A 20,676-nucleotide genomic window follows, 5' to 3' on the forward strand; every position below is an offset into this window, starting at 1 on the left:
AATAAGCGAATAAAAGGGGAGTAGATAATTCCTTTCTGTGGAACAAAAAAGGCTGTCCCTTTATTTCTATGGAGACAGCCTTTTGTGGGTATGGGATCAATAACTATTTTATTCCGTTGGCATAGTACTTATCGCATAGATAACTTGAGTCTTTTTATAAGGATTAGAAGAATCCCAATAAGCAGGCCAACTAGTTCGATATGTATCAAGTTGTACATCCGGAACGTATATTTTATAATTAGCAGTATAGTCCCAGCCATCTGAAACGGGAAAAGCTCCCGGACCTAATGTCGCAGGTGTTTCATCTGAGCATATCACTGTCTCCAAAGCTAAACACCTATTGAATGCGTTCTCCCCGATTGATTCAAGTTGTGTACCAAGAGTTACTTTCTTTAATGCACTACATTGGCTGAATACTTGTTTCTCAATTGTAGTAACCGCATCAGGAATAACTATTTCTGTCAATGCCTTACATCTTAAAAAAGCATTATATTTAATTGTCATTAAACTTTCTGGTAAAGTAATGCTTTTTAAAGAAGAACAACCATAGAACGTCTTAACTCGTATTGTTGTTATGTTCCCTTTTATCACTATACTTTCTAGAGCAGTACAGTTTTCAAATGCACTTCCTCCTATAGTTGGATTAAGTTCATCATAACCTATATCAGTAATACTTTCGGGTAAAATAATGCTTTTTAAGGTAGTATTTTTTGTAAAACTACTACCGAAAGCAAAAGTAGAAACATAAGTAACCTCTCCTTTATAAGCCCATTTTCCTTTTCCATCAGAAAATGTACTCTTATTTTCCAAAAGGCGAATGCCATTGCCACCAAAAGCATCAGTTTTAGGCGTGATCTTTTCCGTTGCCTCATATTCTATATACGTAATCACTTCCTTCGTTATAGTTAGTTCTACGGTAGCGACGTTATTACCATCGGTAGCATGAACTAGCACTTTTCCTCCTTCGAAATTCGTATCCGTCGTAATCGTTAATGTTTTATTTTTCTGATTAATGCTGGTACGAACACCTTCGCCTATAGCAGAAACTTTTACATCATCACTTCCTATCAATTTATAAGTCAGATCTATTTTACTACCAGCTTCCATTTCTATTTCCGTCTCATCAAATGTAATGGAAATACCGTTGAAGAGAGGAATTTGGATCTTGTTTCCTGAGCTTAACGTAAAGATAACATACTTATCTTTTACTTCAACTTCAGTAATAGGGCTTTGCGTTGTTCCTCCTGTAGCAGAACCCAGTACTTCCCAGCTCACACCATTATTATAGGACACTTCCCAATTTCCTTCGTTAATTCGTAGTTTAGGCGTCACACCATCTCGTCCGTTAGAACCATTGCTTCCGTTGATGCCATTCGAACCATCTGTACCATCTTTACCGGCCTCACCATTTTTACCATCCAAACCGACTGCCTTGATCTTATTTCCGTCTTTGTCCGTCAGCCAAGTACCATCTAACGTCCAGTAATAAATTCCGTCTTTATCTTTTTCCACGCCTATTTGTGGAATATAGCCGTCAGTTCCATCTGATCCGTCAGTTCCGTCTTGCCCGTGATAAATGTAAATAGGATCACTCTTTGAAAACTCAATTTTGTAACCTACATTCTTCCCGTTTTCAACCAACTCTGATACCGATGTGATTTGATCAGCATCTTCCAATGCATTTACGATAGTTTTCAACGAGTTGATGTTGGCGTTAATCTGCTTACATTGTTCTTCCAGTTTCGCCAAACGATTTTCCAGATTATCCACCCGTTCAATTAATTCTGAGTCGTTGTATTTGCATGAGGTTAACAGGTTGGGGAGTAAACTGCAAATACAAAATAGGTATATGACATACCGACATTTTAATTTTACCATAAAATAAAAAGAGAAATTCCTATTGTTCCCCTTGATAGGAAAGGTTTAACCAAAGAAAAGCGTGGGAACTTGTTTTGCTCGTTAGTTATCAGGGTATCACGAAACACCTTTCAGGAACAGATGAAGAAACAATATTCTCACGCTGTGTTGGATATGTACACTGAGGATGAAGTACCGTTCAGTTCCATTTACCTTGATATGTACAGAAACAAAATGATCACTACATACTCTTTTATCCTCCTGTTGAAATTGGCGATTTCGATCACTAGGGTAAAGCAAAAACGCTTTCTTTTATGCCGTATGGCATTTCTCCACTCTCACATTGGCAAAGATATATTTTTTTTCAATGCAATGTTCGTTTAGAATACTATTTCTTTAAACTTTAAAAATATAAAAATTAAAATGATAGAATCAAGAATCCGCAAATCCGTGTATCTTTGCAGCCAAAATAGAACCTATGTACACCGTAATTAAAAGACTGGAAATATCTGCGGCACATCGTTTGTGCCTTTCTTATCCGAGTAAGTGCACCAATCTGCATGGGCATAATTGGATTGTAACAATTTACTGCCGGGCGAAGGAGTTGAACGAAGACGGCATGGTGACGGATTTCAGCCATATCAAACAGCTGGTAAAAGACCGGTTGGATCATAAGAACCTGAATGAAGTACTCCCCTTTAATCCGACGGCTGAAAACATCGCCCGTTGGGTTTGCGAGCAGGTGCCTCATTGCTTTAAAGTGGAAGTGCAGGAGTCTGAAGGTAATACGGCGATCTATGAGAAAGATTAATGAAATATTCTACAGCCTGCAGGGCGAAGGATTTCATACCGGTACACCGGCTTTGTTTATCCGTTTCTCGGGCTGTAACCTGAAATGTCCGTTTTGTGATACGCAGCATGAAGAAGGTCGCTGGATGGACGATGAAGCGATTTGGGCGGAAGTTGCAGCTTGTCCGGCGCGAATGGTTATTCTGACGGGCGGCGAACCTTCGTTGTGGATTGACGATGCCCTGATAGACGGACTGCACCGGCTGGGAAAATATGTTTGCATAGAAACCAACGGCACACGGAAAGTCCCGGCAGGAATAGATTGGGTTACGTGTTCGCCGAAAGGCGCTCCGGTGGTATTGGACCGGATTGACGAAGTAAAAGTAGTCTTTACCGGTGAAGAAGATGTGGAAGTGTATCGCCAGTTACCGGCTAAACAATACTATTTGCAACCCTGTTCGTGCCGGAACACGGAAGAGGTGGTGGATTATATCCTGAAGCATCCGGAGTGGAGGCTGAGCTTGCAGACGCATAAGTGGATTCAGATCCGGTAATGCTCAGGTAGATTTTGGAGTGGATTTATGATTGAATACAGACGTAAGGAGATTTAGATATATGAAGAAAATTGGAAATATGCGGTGGGCGCGCTTGGCCGTATTTATCTGTTCTTTGTTTGTGGGCATGGGGCAAATAGAAGCCCAGGAAACGTATCATACCCAGATATTCAAGCCGAAACGAATCAAGTCATTGCAGGTTGTTCAGCCGGATCAGACCTTTACGATTCCGGTCATTACGTTGGGCAGTGGAGAACAAATACTGATTAACTTTGATGACTTGACACCCAATTACGAGCGTTATGCCTATTCCATTATCCATTGTGATGCCGACTGGAAGAAATCATCTCTGAACGAACTCGAATACATGCAGGGTTTCCAGGGACTGACGATCGACGATTTTGCCAATTCTTTTAATACCACTACGCAATATACCAATTATCAGCTCTTATTGCCGAATGATGATATTCAGCTGAAACTATCAGGCAATTATGCCGTTCGTGTATATCACGAAGATCATCCGGAGGAAACGGTGCTGATTGCCTGTTTCTCGGTCGTAGAACCGGAAGTAGGCATTACGGCCGAAGTAACCGGAAATACTTTGGTTGATACTTATCAGCAGCATCAGCAGGTGAATTTCTCGGTCCAGAAGAAGAATCTGAATATCGTACATCCGCAGACTGACTTGAAAATCCGGGTGGTGCAGAATAACCGGCCGGACAATGCCGTCCGGAAAGTTATGCCGAGCGGTATCTTGAGTGACCGGATCGTCTATGAAAACCTGCGGGAGCTGATTTTCCCAGCAGGCAATGAATATCGCCGAATGGAATTCTTGTCGAGTAAATACAACGGAATGCGTGTAGAAAAGATTTCTTACTTCAACCCATATTATCATGTAGATCTGATGAAAGACTATCCGAGCAGCATGGCAACGTATGAATATGATCAGGATCAGAACGGGCGTTTCTATGTGGCCTGCAGCCGATGTGATGATGCCAATACGGAAGCCGACTATTACATTGTTCATTTCACCTTGGCAATGCCTGAAGCAAAAGGAGGAAAGGTTTATTTGAACGGAGACTTCACACAGAACACATTCGACGAGAACAGCGAGATGATATACAATCCGGATTCGCGCCAATATGAAAAGGCTATTCTGCTGAAACAGGGGAATTATAACTATCAGTATCTATATGTTCCTGCCGGTGAAACCGTCGGACAAACCGGCAGCATTGAAGGAAACTTTCACCAGACGGAAAACGAATATACGATCTATGTCTATTTCCGTCCGATGGGAACCCGTTATGACCGCCTGATTGGAGTACAGACGGTACAGATCAACGGTCATAACTGATGAAGTTCCCGATTATCTCTCATGGACACACTGGCCGGCGATGTAGGTAGCCCGAACGGCGCGGTCGTCGGCATGTGTCATCAGACCAAACAACAGGTTCTCGATATTCCAGGCCTGTGTCCGCTTCAGGTATTCGTAGCGATACAGCTGGGCAAATGTAGAATTGTAATCCACCACGATGAAATCTGCCATCCTTCCCGGCAGAAAACTTCCGATTTCCTGATCCAGATGCAAGGCTTTCGCACTGCCCAAAGTGGCTTTGTAAAAGGCTTCGAAGGCCGACATCGGATAACCGTTCAACTGTTGTACCTGATAGGCGGCACCTAATGTATGGAAGATCGAGAAAGAAGTTCCGGCGCCGATGTCCGTTCCCATGACTGTTTGCATACCGGCTTCATTGGCTTTCTCCATTTCATACAGACCACTTCCCAGAAAACCGTTGGATGTGGGGCAATGTACGGCGATGGCCTGTGCCTTGGCTATACGTTTCCGCTCCGAATCACTCAGGTGAATGGCATGAGCCAGCAAGGTCCGGTCGGTAAGCAAGCCATATTTCTCGTACACCGACAGATAATCCGGACTGTCCGGATATAATGTCCTGACGAAATCTACTTCACCTTTGTTCTCTGATAAATGTGTCTGTATGTACGTATCCGGATAATCAGCATGAATCCGCTGGCAGGCTTCCAGCTCGGCCGGAGAACAACTGACAGCGAAGCGAGGTGTAATGACATATTTGTTTCGTCCTTTCCTATGCCATTTCTGTATCAGAGCACGCACGTCGGCTTCTCCTTGCTCCGGCGTGTCACAAAGATATTCAGGCGCTTCCTGGTCCATTTGGACTTTCCCCGTCAGCATACACATATTGTATCGGAAAGCTTCTTCAAACAGAATATCTGCCGATTGCGGATGAACCGACGAAAAGGCAACTGCCGTAGTCGTTCCGTTGCGGAAAAGCTCTTTCAGGAATGCGTGGGAGATTTCGCGACAATGATCCGTATCGGCAAAGGCTCTTTCGGCCGGAAACGTATATTGGTTCAGCCAGTCGAGCAACTGCCTTCCGTACATTCCCGTGATTTCGGTCTGCACATAATGAAGATGTGCATCGATGAATCCCGGCATCAAGACGGAACCCTGATAATCGACGACTTCCGCCTTCGGATATTTCTGTAGCAGGATAGCCGATGTTCCGGCTTCTACAACTAATCCATCGCAGACGCATAAAGCGCTGTCGGGTTCATATACGATATTCTCTGCCGAAAGCAAAGGCGAGTCTGTAAAATAAAATACCTCACCCAAATATAGTTTCATTTCGTTCATCCTATTCATCTCTTTTGTATTCCGTTTCAATAAACACCCTAAAGTACAAATTTGTTTGGAGCAGGAAAGGAATAACGATAGAAATTCTTACTTTATTTTTCTATTGTAGGGAGATTGAATTTAACTAATTCCGGATCCGGATTATTGGCGATGGCCCATAATACCTGGCTGTCTGAACTGATACAAATGTTGGTACATGGAATATCTAATGTAAATGTTTGGACTTTTTTCCCTTCCCAATTAAATACGTGTATTGTACTCGCATCAAATTCTTTTAGGGCTTTGGCATAATCTTCCAACTTAGTGCCTGAATAGAGCAAGTATATATATTGGTTATTAGCGGTAGAAGAAATATAGCCGACAATGTTTGATCCGTACATAGGAGCTGAATATCCATCTTGACTATCTTCTACGGTATATTTAGGATAAACTTTTTCTGATTTATTCAATAAAACGAGACTGTCTTTCTCTACCTTGTAAATATGAAAGATCTCTCCCCATATAGAAGTGAATGCTAATCTGTTCCTGTCTGTGTTGAGAACCAGGCGACCTTGATAAGCCATGGCTCGCAAACGATTCTTGAGTGCTTTTTCGCTTGAATCTTTATACGGGAACTCGAAGAATGAACTTTTCGTGTTGTTTAATGAATCCATAAAGACGAACATTTCTTTTGGATACATACCTATTCCCAAATAAGAATTGCTTGAGATTTGCTTGACATCAAAAGACTGGCTAGTTTTATCATTGGCAACAGGTACGGGTGTCTCCATGTGGATTTGATGATTCTTTATCTGAATTTGGGTATATTTTCGGGCTTGAAGGTCAAATATGCCGAAATGGTTCTTATCCAGATGTTGTATCGTGTACGGATAAATAAATTCACCGGGTCCAACACCTCTCGGACCAAACCGGTACAGACTGTCTGTTTCCATATCTATATAAAAGAGACAGGAATCGAGTTCATAGTCAATGCCTACAATCTTTTTGTCTAACTCAATAATAGGACCTGGTTTGCCTAAATAATCATTCTTCAACTGGATGGATTCATGTGTAACCATAAGACTCTTTCCTTCTTCTGTTTTGTGGTTACAACCCACCAGACAACATAAGATCAAAACCAAATATACATTTCTCATATCTATTTTTATTTTAAATTATGAACGATAACAGCTATATTCGCTTTCTCAAATGAAACCAGTGAGAATCGTTTTTGAAAGTAACGAGAATTAAAATTGATTCTCGTTGGTTTCTGATTCAAAAGGTGAAGAGTAACAACACTTCGCCTGTTTCTTGTTCGGAACCCAAATGCAGGAATTCGCTGGGGCATGTTCCAATTAATCTGTTTCCTATTTGCCATCGTGGAAAGAACGGATAAGATAATTGTTTGGAGATGCTACCCGCTTTGTCTGCCGTAGATGTTTTCTGGTAATAATACGATTGGCCCTTATACAGAAAACTGTAAAGGTAGGATTCTTGTATGTGGAAGAAATATGTCGGGAAAGCATACGGCAATTCTCCCAAACGAGTTATATCCAATTCGGCATCATGGGGATAATTCTTGGAACCGAAATCGAAGGTTATGTATTCTTCTACAGTTTCCGAATCCGGATTCCACCGATAGATGGTCTGGGTGATAGGAGGATTAATGAATATATTCCCTTGATCATCCTGACTGAATATTTTAGCTCCTAAAGACATCTGACTATGGAAAATGTTTATGGAATAGCTGTCAATGATTTTTCCCTCCCGACTGATGTGTACCAAGGGCTTGAGAGAATCTGTGGGTGCCATATTATAACACAGGAAACCTTTCTCTGTCCGGATAAAGTCTGAGCAAGGGAAAGAAAGCGTTATTTCTTCTTCCGCCTTTAAGTCTTGGTTGTATGAAATGATAGACATACCGGGCAAATCAAGCAAATACACGTGGCTTTTGTCTGCACACAATGACATGGGTTGTATATATTCCATGGGGCCGTTCCCTTGGGTTGAGATCTGGCGAAGCAGAAGTCCGTCTTGATTGAATTTGGAAACCGAAAATGTCGTTTCATCCAATATATAGAAGAACGAATCCACACGACAAATGTCTTTGATGTTTCCGATGTATCCGGCCGTATCGGTATGCAACCGGATTGTCTGTACGTTACATCCCAAGTCTTTTAACTCCAGAGTTTTTCCTACGAAGTCCTGGATAGATACGATTTGTACTTTACCTGGGTTTTCTTCCGTCCTGTTCTGGCAGGAACAAAGAGCAAAGATAGTGGCTAAAAACAGAATGTACTTTTTCATCATGAACTTATAGTTTAATCTTCATATTTATCAATATTGGATTTTCATCTCCTTTTGCGTCCTCTAATATCGGAATCAGTCGTTTATACTCGTTGCATTCATTTGAATCCACAAATAAGGAAAAGGCCAGACTGTCTTGTACCTGTTCACTTTCCAAATCGATTTGGATGGATTGACTTAGACTTTCCTTTTTGGCATGTTGGCAAGCATTCAGACTTCCCCATACACCTAGAATCAATAGTACTTGAATGAATTTCATAAGTCGTTTCGTTATCTGTTAATAATTATAAGTTTGTACTCTTTTTATTGAGCCCTAACTCAAATTTCAAGATATGAAATTCGGGTTGATCACTTATTCCATATAAAATTTGATTCTGTTCATCTATGGTAAAACAAAATATGGATTGATCCAATTCGTAACGGCAAACAGGTTTTCCGTCCTTGTCAAAAACAAAGAGATGTCTTTTTAGATAATTCATTTTTTCCGGATTAAAATATTCACCGGAATATAAGACATAGATCTTGTCGCTTGTGGCTAGAGGGGAAAAATATGCGTCTCTGGACTTTCCTGCAACAGAGCTGACGTGTACATTGGTTCCGTGCAACATTTGTTTCACGGCAGGGAAAAACTTTTCAGGCCCATGTATCCTTTTTAATAGCTTGCCTTGCAGGTCATATTGTTCAATCAAATCTGTTTGCATGTAGAATAAGAAGACCGACTTTTTGTCGGGACTGAGTACTAGATTGGCCCGAAAGCCTTCTAACAATTCGAATGGAGATAATTCTTCTTGCCAAGTCGGGAATTCTCCAGCCGTTTCCAGAAAGATTCCGTTTTTGTCGTAATGTGAAATTCTTTTCTTACGGATGTCTCCGGCCAATGTCAGAAAACTGCTATCTGGTAAAGATACCAATGAACTGTATGGATCTTGAAGCCTGACAACTTTCTCGGCCATCAGTTCTGAAGGGGCTATATTTTTGATGAAGTCCGAACGCTTGTACCGATGTACTGCACTTTTACGCAGATCAGACACCCACAAAGAAGAATCGTCTGTCCATACATTGTTTATCCATAAATATTCATCCGGTCCGTTACCAAACGTGAAATAACTTCCTGCTTTCTGGAAATGATCCACCTCATAGAAATGTAACAGATAGTCTTCCGAATCGTCTTTTAAGATCAGCTTCTGATCGGTAAAATAACAACGGCTGGGACGTAATAATTCTTCATCCAGTTTCACTTCCGTTCCATGAACTGGATAAACAGCAGGGAAGTCGTTCCATTCCAAAGACGTCGAATCCGTATATTTCAAGCTGGGTTGGCAGGATGTAAACCCTACGAATAAACATAATGTAACCAGATAGTTTTTCATTTTATTTGGTATTTGTCTGATTGGCATGATAAAAAATAAGGAAGTATCGTTCTAATCGGGAAAAAGGAAAATCTTTCAAGGATTTGTTTTTCTCAATGAATGCTTTAATCCAGTTCTCTTGTTTCGGATGGATGGAGTCTTCTTCGTAAATTAGGCAAAGCGGAATATCTTGGTCGTATATAAGTGTTGGTTCGTATGGAATATATACATAATTCAGATGTTTTCCACTTCGGGGCATGCACTGACGGTGGGAGAATCCGCCATTGGGCTTGAGGGCAAAAACCCGGGTTAATGAAGAAGAGGTGGTATCAACAACCAGTTCCCAACGTATTTTGGCTCCTTTACCTGAGAAAGCTAACTCCATCGGACCAAAAGAATCGTCTATCCTTTTCCCTTGCAGGTATTCAACCAGCATGATTATGTATTTGGTTTCTTCTTTATCGACCACATGTCTGATTTTATGTCCGATGGCTTCGCTGGAAGGACCTTCTAAAGGCCACTTTTCCCCCGGGGCGATAGTTTGTAAACGATATAAAGATCTTTGTTTCACTTGCGACCATGTACAAATGGGCACTAAAAGAAGTAATAAGAATAAGTAGTATTTTTTCATGATGACATATTTTATTTAAAGGTTGTGCTATAAAAATTACCATAGCACAGGCCTTTTTGTTTTAACCTCTCATATATCTACCCAAAAACGCACCAGCTTGTAGGGAAGCTTTTCCGGAATAGTTAGTTGGGACTTACGATTTCCATCACCAGATTGTCTGTTTCGTTAGGACTTTGCGGGCCGTCCACAAAAAAGGCTATTCCGGATGGAGTTACGCTCCAACCTGTATAAGGATTGTAGATTCCTTGTGGAAGGACTGTTTCTTCTAAAGATTGAAAAGCCGAATCGAAAAACATGGCATAAAGGGATCGTTTATAGACGACTTCTTCTGGATGATTGGCATCGGGCAGATCAATCGGTCCCGCATGCAAACGGACGTACATTTTTAAAGAAGGAATATACATCACATCATAAAAATGCGGGTTTTCGAATCCGTGTTTTACCCATGCGGAATAGTCTGTTTTAGAAGAACATTTATTAGCCTTGTTGGGAGTATATTCACTATCGGCTTCGATTGTTTTCCGACTGCCATCTTGCCTATTTAATATATAAATATGTGATTCGATGGGATAGTTATAGATGATATTTTCTCCGATAAAACTGACGTTGGGTTCGCTCATGTTGGCATATCCTTCGTCAATGTTAGGTTCTACAACCGAAGCTGATAGATCAAAACTGGAAACCTCTTGGTTGGACAGGCTGATCTCTTTTACTTTGAAACGGGTCGGCTTGACGCTTTTGTCTTTTATAGTACATAGTAGAGATTGATGGTTGGGGTCGTATCCTAAATGGATGGTTGACATGGTATGATTGGTGCGGATGATCAGTTCTTCCCCTTCGTCTAAGTACGCTTTCAGGTCGATGCGTTTCACCACGTCCCCGGTGCGGTTTAAGAGGAATACGTTTTGAGATTCATCGGACAACCAGATAGAGTCCTTTGAATGGTAATAAATGCCTGTAGGCCGGACGATTGCTTGAGGGCCTTCCGGTTGTAATGGTATCTGGGTAATTTGCTTGGAAGTTAAGTCAATACAATCTAATGCATGTTCTTTGTAATTATATCCGATTAATTCTGGTAAGGAACCAGACTGGTTGAAAGAAGTTAAGTAATAAGATTTTAATTGTAGGACATCCGAGGGTGGAAAATTTATTTCCTCCCGCTTGATGTCAACACTTTCAACACGCATCGTTTTTTTATTCGCTTGGCTACATGAGAGTATCAAGAGAAATAGACTGATGTAATAAAATATTGAAGTTTTCATGACTAATTACAATAGGTTGGACTATAATATGTAGGACGTTCACTATTTTCAGAGAATACACATTCGTTTCCCCAAGAAGAAGGGCAGGGGAATAAATGGTATAAAGAAGGTTTCTCTCCAACGGCCAACGCTTCCACATTGACCAATGCCAATTCAGATAAATCTTCACTTTGTTTACTTTGCTGGTAATTCCAACCAGCAGTTGCTTTCATTGCTGTTTTCATTGTCTTTTTTTAATGGGGTTTAAACATATTCAGATATATCGATACGCAAGATAGCGGGCTCTGGCTCATAACAAGAGACATAAATAGTTCTCTCGTCTTCCGAGACTTCTATCTTCCCTAAAGAATCGTTGTTGGTAACACGGAAATTACGCAGTAATTTTCCATTATGATTAAACATGAGTATGTGGTTGAAGATGCGTTTTTCATCTGTCGGTAAACAACCTTTATATATGGCAAAGATATAGTTCTTCGTCATTTTGATGCTACAGAAACCCTCTTTCATGGATTTATCCAGCTGATTGTCTTCAAATTTGAGTGGTTGTAAATAATATTCCCATTTCAGGGTGACATCTTTTTCTCCGGTTTGTTCATAACAAGCCAAGTAGCCAAATTTAATCATCGCCTGCACGAATGCATTACCGTGTGATGCCAATAGACTTGAAAAGATTCCCATTTGATAGCGGTTTTGATCAGGTACAACTCCGCCAAAATTATTCAGAGAGTCTAATTGTAAATTCAGAAGCATAAGAGGGTTCGGCGTATTTATAATGGAATTTGCCACCACCTTTCCATTTGCAAGAACAGTTCCATGCGTAAAAGCATACTTAAATCTGCTGAAAGCATAGTCCTTTATATACGATAAATTGGAAAAGCTGTCTTTCTTTTCAATGTTATATTGGTGAACTATGAATCGGTTTTCGTCATGAATAAATATCTTATTGTCGTATTTACCCCAAGGAATAGGATAATCACCAAACTCACCAGGTCCGTTTCCCCGTGCTCCCCATTCTTTAATAAGATGCCCGTCTTTCGGATCTAAGATTATAATTGGATAGTCTCCTTGATAAACAAAAACATATAGTTTATTATTTATTAGGTTTATGTCCAAAGGATTTCCCATAATTACTTCATTGGGATAACTAACGGCTTCAATTGGGGTTTCTTCTCCTAATTCCAATAGATGATTCGGATCATTTGTTGTACAAGCCGCGCAAGCCAAGAACGCGATGAAAGCAAAAAGTCTCTTCATATTGTTTCGTTTTATTGGTATAGATTGTTCCAGTCTCATAATAGAAAAATCCTTATGTTTGAATTATATACTTTCTCGAATAGTTCTCCATGTTGCCTGATTCACAAAACTAGGTTTTGTTTCACGAAGAAGCAAATAATAACCCCTTATATTTTTCTTATAAAATTCTTATATGGGAATATAAGAATTTTTCTCGTTGTCTATTAATCTTTTGATAGTAGTCGTAAAGCTTTTCTATATATGTGATAAAGCTTTTTCATATATATCATAAAGCTTTTTGACAGATATGCTAAAGCTTTTCGACAGCTGTCAAAAATATAAAAGGTAACGAGTTTTTATTCCTTTATCTGGTATTTTACAATGATCGGATTATCGTCTTCCTGAACTGCCTGCAATTTTTTTTTATTCACATCATCCAAAAGATTGGTATCGATGTATTTCTCTATTTCCTCTGGTTGAATGATTGATGTTAAAGTATTTCCTTCCAGATGGGTACAATAGCTTAACCGCTTTTTATGTTTATCGGTTTGTAATAGGGTAACTCCGTTCGTCCGATTATAAAGGACAGTCATCCTTTTTCCTTTTTTCATCATATATAAATACAAATAAGAATCATTGCAAAGCTTGATAAGTGGAATCGGATATTCAGAGCCAAGTAAATATGTAGTTACATCGTTCAATGTCTGAATTGTTTTCTCAAGTGTATTGCGATCCGTTTGGGTGGCTGACATATTTCCAAAACGATTTATGAGTTCTTCTTTGCTTATCATTCCATTCTCTATTGAGAAATTAATGGCTGGAGTCAGTTTGTTTTCTTTTGTGTCTACTTTATAAATGTGATAATTGAGGTTATTGGGCGAGAAGTATAAGTCGCCGTTTTTCTTGAAGAATGGAGGATATCCTAAAGTCAACGAACATATAAAATCTTTCTCATAACTGTTTATTGCGATAATCTCATTCTTTTCGTAGTCACAAAAATATAATGCAGCATCATTTGCTTTCAAGATAGTAGGTTGCAGTATATAAGTATTCTTACCTATTGGATAACCTTTTGAATAAGTTTGATGGCTATCAGAGTTAAGTACGCGTTTCCGTATAAACTTGAAATCCGTGTTGTAACTATATATTGTACCATAGGGACTTAATATATCAATACTTTTGGTGAATGGATTATAATTGGCATCAGCTAATATCTGATATTCTTTAGGACCTTTTCCCCGGCAGTTCTTGGAATCAGCAATGAATTCTCCGTTTTCGGAAAACAGAGACACGGTTTGTTGCTCGTCAATAATTAAATAGGCATTGAGGTCTTCACAATATACAACCTGATCGTATTGATCTAAAAGGCAATTATCATTAGTTTCCAAGGGTATAATTTCTATTTTGTCAATAAACGATTGAGTTTCCAAGTCCTGACAATTATCTATATCAATGGAAATAGACGATGAATCAATGGATTCTACATGATTCGTATTGCATGAAGCGCAGATCAGGCTTATTGAAAGCGCGAAATAACTTAGTATTTGTCTTATCTTTTTCATGAGTATGTTTATTTTAATGTATAATAGGAAATAGCTTGTGCTTTATTGGGTAACGAACGGACCACATAACAGGTCTTGTTGTCGTTGGTTACACTCATTGTCCGTATATACGAATCTAATTGCCACGTTTTATAAGGTTTTCCATTCCAGTGGAAAGCAATCAGATAGGTCGGTGTTGCGTAATCGGCAGATCTTGAATACAGACAATACAAATAATCGGGAGTACCGCAAACGTCCAGCAAACATTTTGTTGTATTCTCTGTATCCAATGCTCCGGTTTCTTTCAGTTGAGGATAAATACGTTCCTGACCTATGCGAATATTCGTTTCTATGTTTCCTTCCAAATCGTAAAAGGTAACATAATTAGTGAACCGATAGGCGATAGCTGCCCGATCCTTTTTTTCATGGACGCACAGTTCACATAAATAACAATCTGGTTTATATGCCAGCTGCCGATGGACGCAAGTATCTGCTTCTACCCAATAGTAACCTTCAGATGTATTATAATAATAAAAAGGATAAGGCAAGTCTGGTCGGAACGGAACCGCATAAATCTCTTTTTGGGTGCGATTGTATTGAAAACTGTTGCATACATCGAATAATGGATCTTCAGCTTGCAGCTGCCAGTTGGTGTTTTCCGGAGAAAGGCGATAAAAGAGAGAATTATTATCTGCCAATAAGATTACCTCATCAGTAGTTACTTCTTTCCGGAAATGTGGTTTCCGCAATATTGCTTCTTGATAAGTTGCTGGGTCTACAACAAACACAGGAGAATCGTATTTCCCTTTTTCATAAACTGTTAGTTGCGTATCATTCTCCTGGTTTAAGATAGCTAGATGTGTATCCGTCGCTTTAATATCATAAATATAGTTATTGGAATCTTTCTCAAATAAAAGAGTTGCCTGGAGCGGTTGCGCCTCATCCAGTAATAATGTTTGGTAATCAGACTGACAGCTGGTCAGCAATAGGCAAGCAAATAACGATATAAACCAGTGCTGTTTCATACTCATGCTTATTTAAAGGTAAAAAGACATAAAATAGGATTGCTCTCTGCAGGAAGAGATTGACTGAGTTGTGCCAGTTCTTCAATGGTTGTTCCTTTCTCTTTCAATACATCAGGATTGATTGTTGCGACAAATGTATCGTTATAAGTGGTGATCACTTTACTCAATCCGTTTAAAGAAGTCTCTTTTATAAAGTCGTAACCCGAATAAATCATGCTGCTTTTCTGTTCTTTATCATAGAAAGCTATATAATCCTTACCGCCTCCGACCAAAAAGGTTATATATAGATAACGGTTGGTTTCTTGGCATTGGATGGCAGAAACATAATCCGAATGGCTTAATGCCGCGAAGTAATTTTCTTCGGCGTTTGCCTTCAGCCAGTTTTGATCAGGCATTTGGAAACCTTTCAGCTCAATTGCATAAGTTTCTTCGCAAGTCGTTTCGCTTATTTGATAGACCGAGTGAAGGAAAGGAAGATTCAGATATACTTGATCCTGGAATGTATAGAATACAGAACCTATTGCCAATCGGTATTGTGGATCGAAAGAACAAGGACAAACATATTGTTTCCGCTTTAAATTCTCGTCGGTAATCTGCGCATAGAACCTTTCTCTTTTAGGAGTTACATAACTACTGCCACTTGCAAGTATGATATCTCCATTAGGCAACCAGGCACAATTGGTAAAATAATCGTCTGACCGAAGTTGCCGTTTATACTTCAATGTCTTTAAACCATAATATACCAATTTAGGCGTATTCGCATCCGCCACGATTAATTCCTGCTTAATCTTGTCGATATGCAGATTAACCGGATATTGATATTCGGAAGGACCTGAACCAACATTGCCGACTTGCGAAATAAATTCTCCGGATAACGAAAAAGCAAATACCAAATTTGATTTTCCGTCAATCAAATAAAGACGGGATGAATTGAATACTATATCCGAAACAGTAGAGACCAGACAACTGTCGTTCGTCTCTAAAGGAATAAACTGGCAGTTTATTTTCTCTGCAAGATCTGTGTATGTATCTTCGAAGAGAATTGTTTTTACATCACCATTCTTTGTTTTATTCTGAATACAGGATACTAATAATAGAAAAATGCTGAGTCCGATGAAGTAATGTGTTGTTTTCATTGTATTATAGTTTGATTCTGCTTAAGTTTATCTGGTTTCCTCACAAATTTATAAAGGCTCAATGAAAATAACAAATGAAAGATATTATAATGTTCTCACTTATAGGTTAGAAAACAATAAATCCCGAAGTATAATTCTGTTCTAAAGAAAATACCTCGGGATTTGGATTATGTACGTTTACGTTTTATCGCGGAAGAAGTGATGCGGCATTCTTCTCTAAAATGCTATCGATTAGCTGCCGGTCGATACGGCTGATAGGCGAAAAAGGTGCCGGCTCATTGGTATATGGAGCGATGTTTTTCCGAAACCAGGCAATGGTTTGCCATTTTCCACATTTATAACCCGCGTTTTGGAAAATTCCTTCGGTCGAGAACTCCATGCTATGATGCAAGTGAGCGCTTCGCTCGTTGGGTATCGTCACACAGCTGAACACATTCCGGATGCCTTGCAGACGAAGTAAGTCTATCAATGCCTGACACATGGTTTTTCCCAGTCCTTTTCCGGTAAAACCTTGGCGGATATAAATGGAAATCTCGGCATTCCACTGATAAGCGGCACGCTCCATGTGACGGTGAGCGTAGGCATAACCGATGATCTGACCGTCGGATTCACAGACGAAGTATGGATATTCGGCTGAGATGGTCCGGATCCTTTGTCTGAATTCTTCCTCACTTGGCACATCATATTCGAACGTGATGGCGCTGTCTGTTACATACGGAGCATAGATTGCTAGAATGGGCACCACGTCTTCTTCGGTTACTCTTCTAAAATGAACGGTACTCATATTTTGACTTTCAGAACGATTTTACGAATCATACCTTCACCAATACCGGGAGCATGGCCGTCTTCGGGGAAGAAGATAACAAACTGTCCCGGATAAATGCGGCAGACAGAAGTTGGCTTGTCGATATAGAATGCAATGTCCTCTTCTTCGTTGTAGGGCGAAGCCTCTTCCAGCAAATCGCAAGTCGGTTTCCAGCCGATCTGTTCTACGCCCAATAACGGGATTTGGATATCGATGTATTTCTTATGGATTTCAATAGAAGCGTCTTGTATGTTTTTCCCGTTAAGCGTCTGGATATTAGCATACAGGTTGTCTCCTTCAATGTCGTGACGGCCGTCTTCCATCTTCGAGAAATCTGTATTCTTTACATATTCAAATGCTTTGGCAAATAGGGGACTGATGCCCTCAATTCGTTTGGTATCATTTAATGAAGCTTGAATCATAATGCAATTGTTTATGTTTAATTACTTGGCAAAAGTCGGACTTTCATTTGTTAAATACTATCGGCCAATATGTAAATGAACCTATTTTTTCCCTAAGAATGTTATTCCCCGTAATACTATTTAAACGCCGGGAAAAGATAGTATTCATGCATAAAAATCACCCTCTCCCGTATAGTCCTGATCTATAGAGAGAGGGTGAAAATATAGGCTTGTTTCAATACATCTTATTATAGTCCACTGAAATCAATTCCTTCGAAATGCAGGCTTGGTATTCTCCAGCTGGAAGACTGGCGCGGATCATTTCCGACTTCGACCAGTTGATTCCATAATGTCAGCATGTTGCCGGTCACGTTCATTTCCGAAATAGGCTGAACCATTTTTCCTCCTTCAATCAGGAAGCCTTCAATACCGTAAGAGAAATCGCCAGTTGTACTGTTGCAGTTTCCACCATTAAAGCCTGTCACCAGAATGCCTTTATTCACTCCGGCAATCAATGCTTCCAGGTCTTTATCGCCCATATCGATAGTCAAGATAGAAGCCGAGGAAATGGTTGGAGCAATTCCCATCTTATTGGCACGATAGGTATCGATGAAATAAGTCTTCAATACACCGCCTTCAAAGATCGACATCGGCTGAGTGGCTACACCTTCGTTATCGAAATAACGGGCACCCGGTGTCTTGATCAGATGCGGTTCGTCTTTCAAGGTTACTTTATCGCCCAGAACTTTCTGATTCAACTTGTCGATCAGGAATGAATTCTTCTGCTGGATAGAAGCACCATCAATTGCATCCATGACAGGCGAGAGCAGACGAGCCGAATTCATGTTATCGACAATCATATCATAACGGCCGGACTTTGTCTTCTTCTGGCCCAGCTTACGCAATACTCTTTCCAGGGCTTTCGTTCCGATGCCTTCCTTAATCATCTGGTCATAGTAAAGAGCCGAATCATACCAGTAAGATTCCGGACGGGCTTCGCCTTCTCCTTTAATACTTACGCTGCCGACCAGGCTGAAGGAAGAAGCCGATGTTTCACCTTCAAAACCGTTGCTGGTGATCATATACTTAAAATCCTTTTCATCACCATAGGAAGCTGAAGCAGAAATGACGCGTTCATCTTTTCCCATCATTTCTTCACAAGTCTTCAGGGCCAGATTCTTCTTGTCATCCGGCTGAATATTGTCGAAATTCGGATCAATTAATTGCAGATCAGGTTTTCCGCCTTTATAATAACGGCTTTCATCCGGTAATGTCCGGTCTTTGTCTTCTGCCAGAAAGCGAGTTGCGTCAATATTGTCCTTAATAAACTTTTCCAGCTCCTGCTTGTCAAGACGGTTGGTCGAAAAAGAACCGAAACGGCCGTCGACGAACAACTGTACCACCAGTGAGTTCTCTGAAGCCTGATGCAGCCGGTCTATTTTCATGTCTCTGATTTCGAAAGAAGTACTTGAACCGCTGTACAAGCTTACTTTCGAGGCCTGGCAACCATTCTTCAGGGCATATTCCATGGCCCATTGTGCCAGTTTCTTATTATCGTTTGTAATCATGATGTTCTACTTTTGAGTTGTTCTACTTTAGTTTTCACCACCCACTGTCAGTTTGCTTACCAATGCAGAAGGCATACCACAAGTAACCGGGCAAGACTGGCCGTCTTTACCGCAGGTCCAAGTGCCGTCATCCATCTTATAGTTGTTTCCAACCATCGTGATATCGGCCAGTGCTTTCGGACCGTTACCAATGATGTTGATGTCTTTGATCGGCTGAGTCAGTTTCCCGTTCTCGATCAGATAGCCGTCTTTAACGAAGAAAGTAAAGTCGCCGGCACCAATCTGTACCTGTCCGTTTGTGAAGCTGCTGGCGTAGATACCATTCTTGACTGAAGCAATGATTTCTTCTTCGGTGACATTGCCTGCTTCCATATAGGTAGCACGCATACGAGGAATCGGAATCTGGCGGAAGTTCTCACGACGTCCATTACCAGTCGATTGGATTCCATAATGCTTGGCACTGATCCGGTCGTGCAGATAACTGGTCAGAATACCTTCGCGTACAATATAAGTCTTCTGTCCTTCTGTTCCTTCATCATCAATGTTAACGGAACCACGGTTGAAACGGATCGTTCCATCGTCGACTACATTGATATGCTCGTCACAAACTTTCTTATTCAGCAGGTCGGAGAAGATAGAAGTCTTTTTCCGGTTGAAATCGGCTTCAAACGCATGACCGATGGCTTCGTGCAACAGAATACCCGAACCTCCGGCTCCCATGACAACCGGCATTTCTCCACCTTTAGGCTTGACAGCCTGGAACAGGATTGACGTCTTGTCTACCGATTCTTTAGCCAGTGTATCCAAGAGTTCGTCTGTCAGGAATTCTGTTCCCATCCGGTAAGAACGGGATGCATACGAATTCTCGATCCGGCCGTTGTCTTCCATAATACAAACAGCAGACAAAGAACACATCGGTCGATAGTCATAATACATTTGTCCTTCGCTGTTGCAGAAGAATATATGAGATGTTGAATCACTCAGGAAAGCTCTTACTTTATGGACACGTTTGTCGAGTGCAAAAATCTTGTCGTTCAGTTTTTGCAGATACGGCATTTTGTCTTTCACGGTAAAAGATTCCCAAGGGGTTTGAACATCATAATATGAACCGTTTGGCTTAACTTCTGTCAGTGCAGCAATTGTTTTATTGGCGTTGCTGTTATCGGCGATACGGGCAGCCGTACGAGCTGCCTTCAGCATTTCGTCGAGTGTAATGTTTTCCACATAAGCATATCCGGTCTGATCACCCGACAATACGCGGACACCCATACCGAAATCAATATTCGATTGTGCATTATTCACGGCTCCGTCTTGCAATTGGATTCCGTTGTTCAATGTGTGTTCGAAAAACAAATCGGCATAATCGCCACCTTTTTCGAGAGCAGCAGCCAAAACTTTCTTTAAATCACTCTCTGTTACTTTAAAATGATTCATTCCAAAGGCGATTCCTTCAGCCTTTGCTGCTTCTGGTGATGTACAACTTGCCAGAAACGAGGGGGCAACTAATGATCCTAGCACAAGCATTCCTCCTGATTTGATAAAATCTCTACGATTAATATTCATTA

General features: G+C 40.5%; 20 protein-coding genes. 3 read left to right on the plus strand and 17 right to left on the minus strand.

Going from position 1 to position 20,676, the window contains the following annotated elements:
- Window positions 1-108 precede the first annotated feature (108 nt).
- Window positions 109-1,770, minus strand: coding sequence for a leucine-rich repeat protein (locus NEE14_RS02850; protein WP_251967417.1), 1,662 nt, complete (start codon window positions 1,768-1,770; stop codon window positions 109-111).
- Between the two features lie 565 nt (window positions 1,771-2,335).
- Here NEE14_RS02850 and queD point away from each other — a divergent pair.
- The 3 genes from queD (at window position 2,336) to NEE14_RS02865 (ending at window position 4,554) form a co-directional block, all read left to right on the plus strand.
- A complete protein-coding gene (gene queD, locus NEE14_RS02855) occupies window positions 2,336-2,668 on the plus strand; it encodes a 6-carboxytetrahydropterin synthase QueD (protein WP_251967418.1) in 333 nt (110 codons plus the stop codon).
- Complete coding sequence (locus NEE14_RS02860) at window positions 2,655-3,200, plus strand: 7-carboxy-7-deazaguanine synthase QueE (RefSeq protein WP_251967419.1); 546 nt, start codon at window positions 2,655-2,657, stop codon at window positions 3,198-3,200. The genes queD and NEE14_RS02860 overlap by 14 nt, the downstream gene beginning before the upstream one ends.
- 127 nt (window positions 3,201-3,327) lie before the next feature.
- Window positions 3,328-4,554, plus strand: a complete 1,227-nt coding sequence (locus NEE14_RS02865; RefSeq protein WP_251967442.1) for a DUF5103 domain-containing protein — start codon at window positions 3,328-3,330, stop codon at window positions 4,552-4,554.
- 12 nt (window positions 4,555-4,566) lie between these two features.
- On the opposite strand, the gene guaD is transcribed toward NEE14_RS02865, so the two are convergent.
- The 16 genes from guaD to NEE14_RS02945 all read right to left on the minus strand — a co-directional run bounded on the left by guaD (window position 4,567) and on the right by NEE14_RS02945 (window position 20,674).
- Window positions 4,567-5,874 carry a guanine deaminase gene (gene guaD / locus NEE14_RS02870; protein ID WP_251967420.1) on the minus strand — a complete coding sequence of 436 codons (1,308 nt, stop codon included), beginning with the start codon at window positions 5,872-5,874 and terminating at the stop codon, window positions 4,567-4,569.
- A 92-nt stretch (window positions 5,875-5,966) separates the two neighbouring features.
- Window positions 5,967-7,010, minus strand: coding sequence for a BF3164 family lipoprotein (locus tag NEE14_RS02875; protein WP_251967421.1), 1,044 nt, complete (start codon window positions 7,008-7,010; stop codon window positions 5,967-5,969).
- A 118-nt stretch (window positions 7,011-7,128) separates the two neighbouring features.
- Complete coding sequence (locus NEE14_RS02880) at window positions 7,129-8,163, minus strand: 6-bladed beta-propeller (protein WP_251967422.1); 1,035 nt, start codon at window positions 8,161-8,163, stop codon at window positions 7,129-7,131.
- Between the two features lie 4 nt (window positions 8,164-8,167).
- Window positions 8,168-8,419, minus strand: coding sequence for a hypothetical protein (locus NEE14_RS02885; RefSeq protein ID WP_251967423.1), 252 nt, complete (start codon window positions 8,417-8,419; stop codon window positions 8,168-8,170).
- A gap of 25 nt (window positions 8,420-8,444) precedes the next feature.
- The gene (locus NEE14_RS02890; protein ID WP_251967424.1) at window positions 8,445-9,530 is read right to left on the minus strand and encodes a BF3164 family lipoprotein; all 1,086 of its coding nucleotides are present in this window, start codon (window positions 9,528-9,530) and stop codon (window positions 8,445-8,447) included.
- Between the two features lies 1 nt (window position 9,531).
- Entirely contained in the window at window positions 9,532-10,140 is a 609-nt protein-coding gene (locus tag NEE14_RS02895; protein ID WP_251967425.1) for a hypothetical protein, read from the minus strand.
- Between the two features lie 122 nt (window positions 10,141-10,262).
- Window positions 10,263-11,327, minus strand: a complete 1,065-nt coding sequence (locus NEE14_RS02900) for a DUF4221 family protein (protein WP_251967426.1) — start codon at window positions 11,325-11,327, stop codon at window positions 10,263-10,265.
- Window positions 11,328-11,404: 77 nt separating this feature from the next.
- Window positions 11,405-11,626 (minus strand): NVEALA domain-containing protein, encoded by a 222-nt coding sequence (locus tag NEE14_RS02905; protein WP_251967427.1) that lies wholly within the window; start codon window positions 11,624-11,626, stop codon window positions 11,405-11,407.
- 19 nt (window positions 11,627-11,645) lie between these two features.
- Window positions 11,646-12,656 carry a hypothetical protein gene (locus NEE14_RS02910; RefSeq protein ID WP_251967428.1) on the minus strand — a complete coding sequence of 337 codons (1,011 nt, stop codon included), beginning with the start codon at window positions 12,654-12,656 and terminating at the stop codon, window positions 11,646-11,648.
- Window positions 12,657-12,991: 335 nt separating this feature from the next.
- Complete coding sequence (locus NEE14_RS02915) at window positions 12,992-14,197, minus strand: 6-bladed beta-propeller (RefSeq protein WP_251967429.1); 1,206 nt, start codon at window positions 14,195-14,197, stop codon at window positions 12,992-12,994.
- 8 nt (window positions 14,198-14,205) lie between these two features.
- Window positions 14,206-15,201, minus strand: coding sequence for a hypothetical protein (locus NEE14_RS02920; protein WP_251967430.1), 996 nt, complete (start codon window positions 15,199-15,201; stop codon window positions 14,206-14,208).
- An 8-nt stretch (window positions 15,202-15,209) separates the two neighbouring features.
- Window positions 15,210-16,337 (minus strand): 6-bladed beta-propeller, encoded by a 1,128-nt coding sequence (locus tag NEE14_RS02925; RefSeq protein WP_251967431.1) that lies wholly within the window; start codon window positions 16,335-16,337, stop codon window positions 15,210-15,212.
- Between the two features lie 184 nt (window positions 16,338-16,521).
- Window positions 16,522-17,121 carry a GNAT family N-acetyltransferase gene (locus tag NEE14_RS02930; RefSeq protein ID WP_251967432.1) on the minus strand — a complete coding sequence of 200 codons (600 nt, stop codon included), beginning with the start codon at window positions 17,119-17,121 and terminating at the stop codon, window positions 16,522-16,524.
- Entirely contained in the window at window positions 17,118-17,564 is a 447-nt protein-coding gene (locus NEE14_RS02935; protein ID WP_251967433.1) for a YhcH/YjgK/YiaL family protein, read from the minus strand. The genes NEE14_RS02930 and NEE14_RS02935 overlap by 4 nt, the downstream gene beginning before the upstream one ends.
- A gap of 227 nt (window positions 17,565-17,791) precedes the next feature.
- A complete protein-coding gene (locus NEE14_RS02940; protein ID WP_251967434.1) occupies window positions 17,792-19,111 on the minus strand; it encodes a TldD/PmbA family protein in 1,320 nt (439 codons plus the stop codon).
- A 27-nt stretch (window positions 19,112-19,138) separates the two neighbouring features.
- Window positions 19,139-20,674, minus strand: coding sequence for a TldD/PmbA family protein (locus NEE14_RS02945; RefSeq protein ID WP_251967435.1), 1,536 nt, complete (start codon window positions 20,672-20,674; stop codon window positions 19,139-19,141).
- Window positions 20,675-20,676 lie beyond the last annotated feature (2 nt).

The sequence above is a fragment of the Parabacteroides sp. AD58 genome, assembly GCF_023744375.2.
Taxonomy (GTDB): domain Bacteria; phylum Bacteroidota; class Bacteroidia; order Bacteroidales; family Tannerellaceae; genus Parabacteroides; species Parabacteroides absconsus.

What these genes read in the sequence shown, in the direction of transcription:
- NEE14_RS02915 (WP_251967429.1), bottom strand. Translation starts at nt 14,197, where the DNA reads ATGAAAAAGATAAGACAAATACTAAGTTATTTCGCGCTTTCAATAAGC.
- NEE14_RS02885 (WP_251967423.1), bottom strand. Translation starts at nt 8,419, where the DNA reads ATGAAATTCATTCAAGTACTATTGATTCTAGGTGTATGGGGAAGTCTG.
- NEE14_RS02890 (WP_251967424.1), bottom strand. Translation starts at nt 9,530, where the DNA reads ATGAAAAACTATCTGGTTACATTATGTTTATTCGTAGGGTTTACATCC.
- guaD (WP_251967420.1), bottom strand. Translation starts at nt 5,874, where the DNA reads ATGAACGAAATGAAACTATATTTGGGTGAGGTATTTTATTTTACAGAC.
- queD (WP_251967418.1), top strand. Translation starts at nt 2,336, where the DNA reads ATGTACACCGTAATTAAAAGACTGGAAATATCTGCGGCACATCGTTTG.
- NEE14_RS02920 (WP_251967430.1), bottom strand. Translation starts at nt 15,201, where the DNA reads ATGAAACAGCACTGGTTTATATCGTTATTTGCTTGCCTATTGCTGACC.
- NEE14_RS02875 (WP_251967421.1), bottom strand. Translation starts at nt 7,010, where the DNA reads ATGAGAAATGTATATTTGGTTTTGATCTTATGTTGTCTGGTGGGTTGT.
- NEE14_RS02880 (WP_251967422.1), bottom strand. Translation starts at nt 8,163, where the DNA reads ATGATGAAAAAGTACATTCTGTTTTTAGCCACTATCTTTGCTCTTTGT.
- NEE14_RS02925 (WP_251967431.1), bottom strand. Translation starts at nt 16,337, where the DNA reads ATGAAAACAACACATTACTTCATCGGACTCAGCATTTTTCTATTATTA.
- NEE14_RS02900 (WP_251967426.1), bottom strand. Translation starts at nt 11,327, where the DNA reads ATGCGTGTTGAAAGTGTTGACATCAAGCGGGAGGAAATAAATTTTCCA.
- NEE14_RS02865 (WP_251967442.1), top strand. Translation starts at nt 3,328, where the DNA reads ATGGGGCAAATAGAAGCCCAGGAAACGTATCATACCCAGATATTCAAG.
- NEE14_RS02895 (WP_251967425.1), bottom strand. Translation starts at nt 10,140, where the DNA reads ATGAAAAAATACTACTTATTCTTATTACTTCTTTTAGTGCCCATTTGT.
- NEE14_RS02930 (WP_251967432.1), bottom strand. Translation starts at nt 17,121, where the DNA reads ATGAGTACCGTTCATTTTAGAAGAGTAACCGAAGAAGACGTGGTGCCC.
- NEE14_RS02945 (WP_251967435.1), bottom strand. Translation starts at nt 20,674, where the DNA reads ATGAATATTAATCGTAGAGATTTTATCAAATCAGGAGGAATGCTTGTG.
- NEE14_RS02910 (WP_251967428.1), bottom strand. Translation starts at nt 12,656, where the DNA reads ATGAAGAGACTTTTTGCTTTCATCGCGTTCTTGGCTTGCGCGGCTTGT.
- NEE14_RS02935 (WP_251967433.1), bottom strand. Translation starts at nt 17,564, where the DNA reads ATGATTCAAGCTTCATTAAATGATACCAAACGAATTGAGGGCATCAGT.
- NEE14_RS02860 (WP_251967419.1), top strand. Translation starts at nt 2,655, where the DNA reads ATGAGAAAGATTAATGAAATATTCTACAGCCTGCAGGGCGAAGGATTT.
- NEE14_RS02940 (WP_251967434.1), bottom strand. Translation starts at nt 19,111, where the DNA reads ATGATTACAAACGATAATAAGAAACTGGCACAATGGGCCATGGAATAT.
- NEE14_RS02905 (WP_251967427.1), bottom strand. Translation starts at nt 11,626, where the DNA reads ATGAAAACAGCAATGAAAGCAACTGCTGGTTGGAATTACCAGCAAAGT.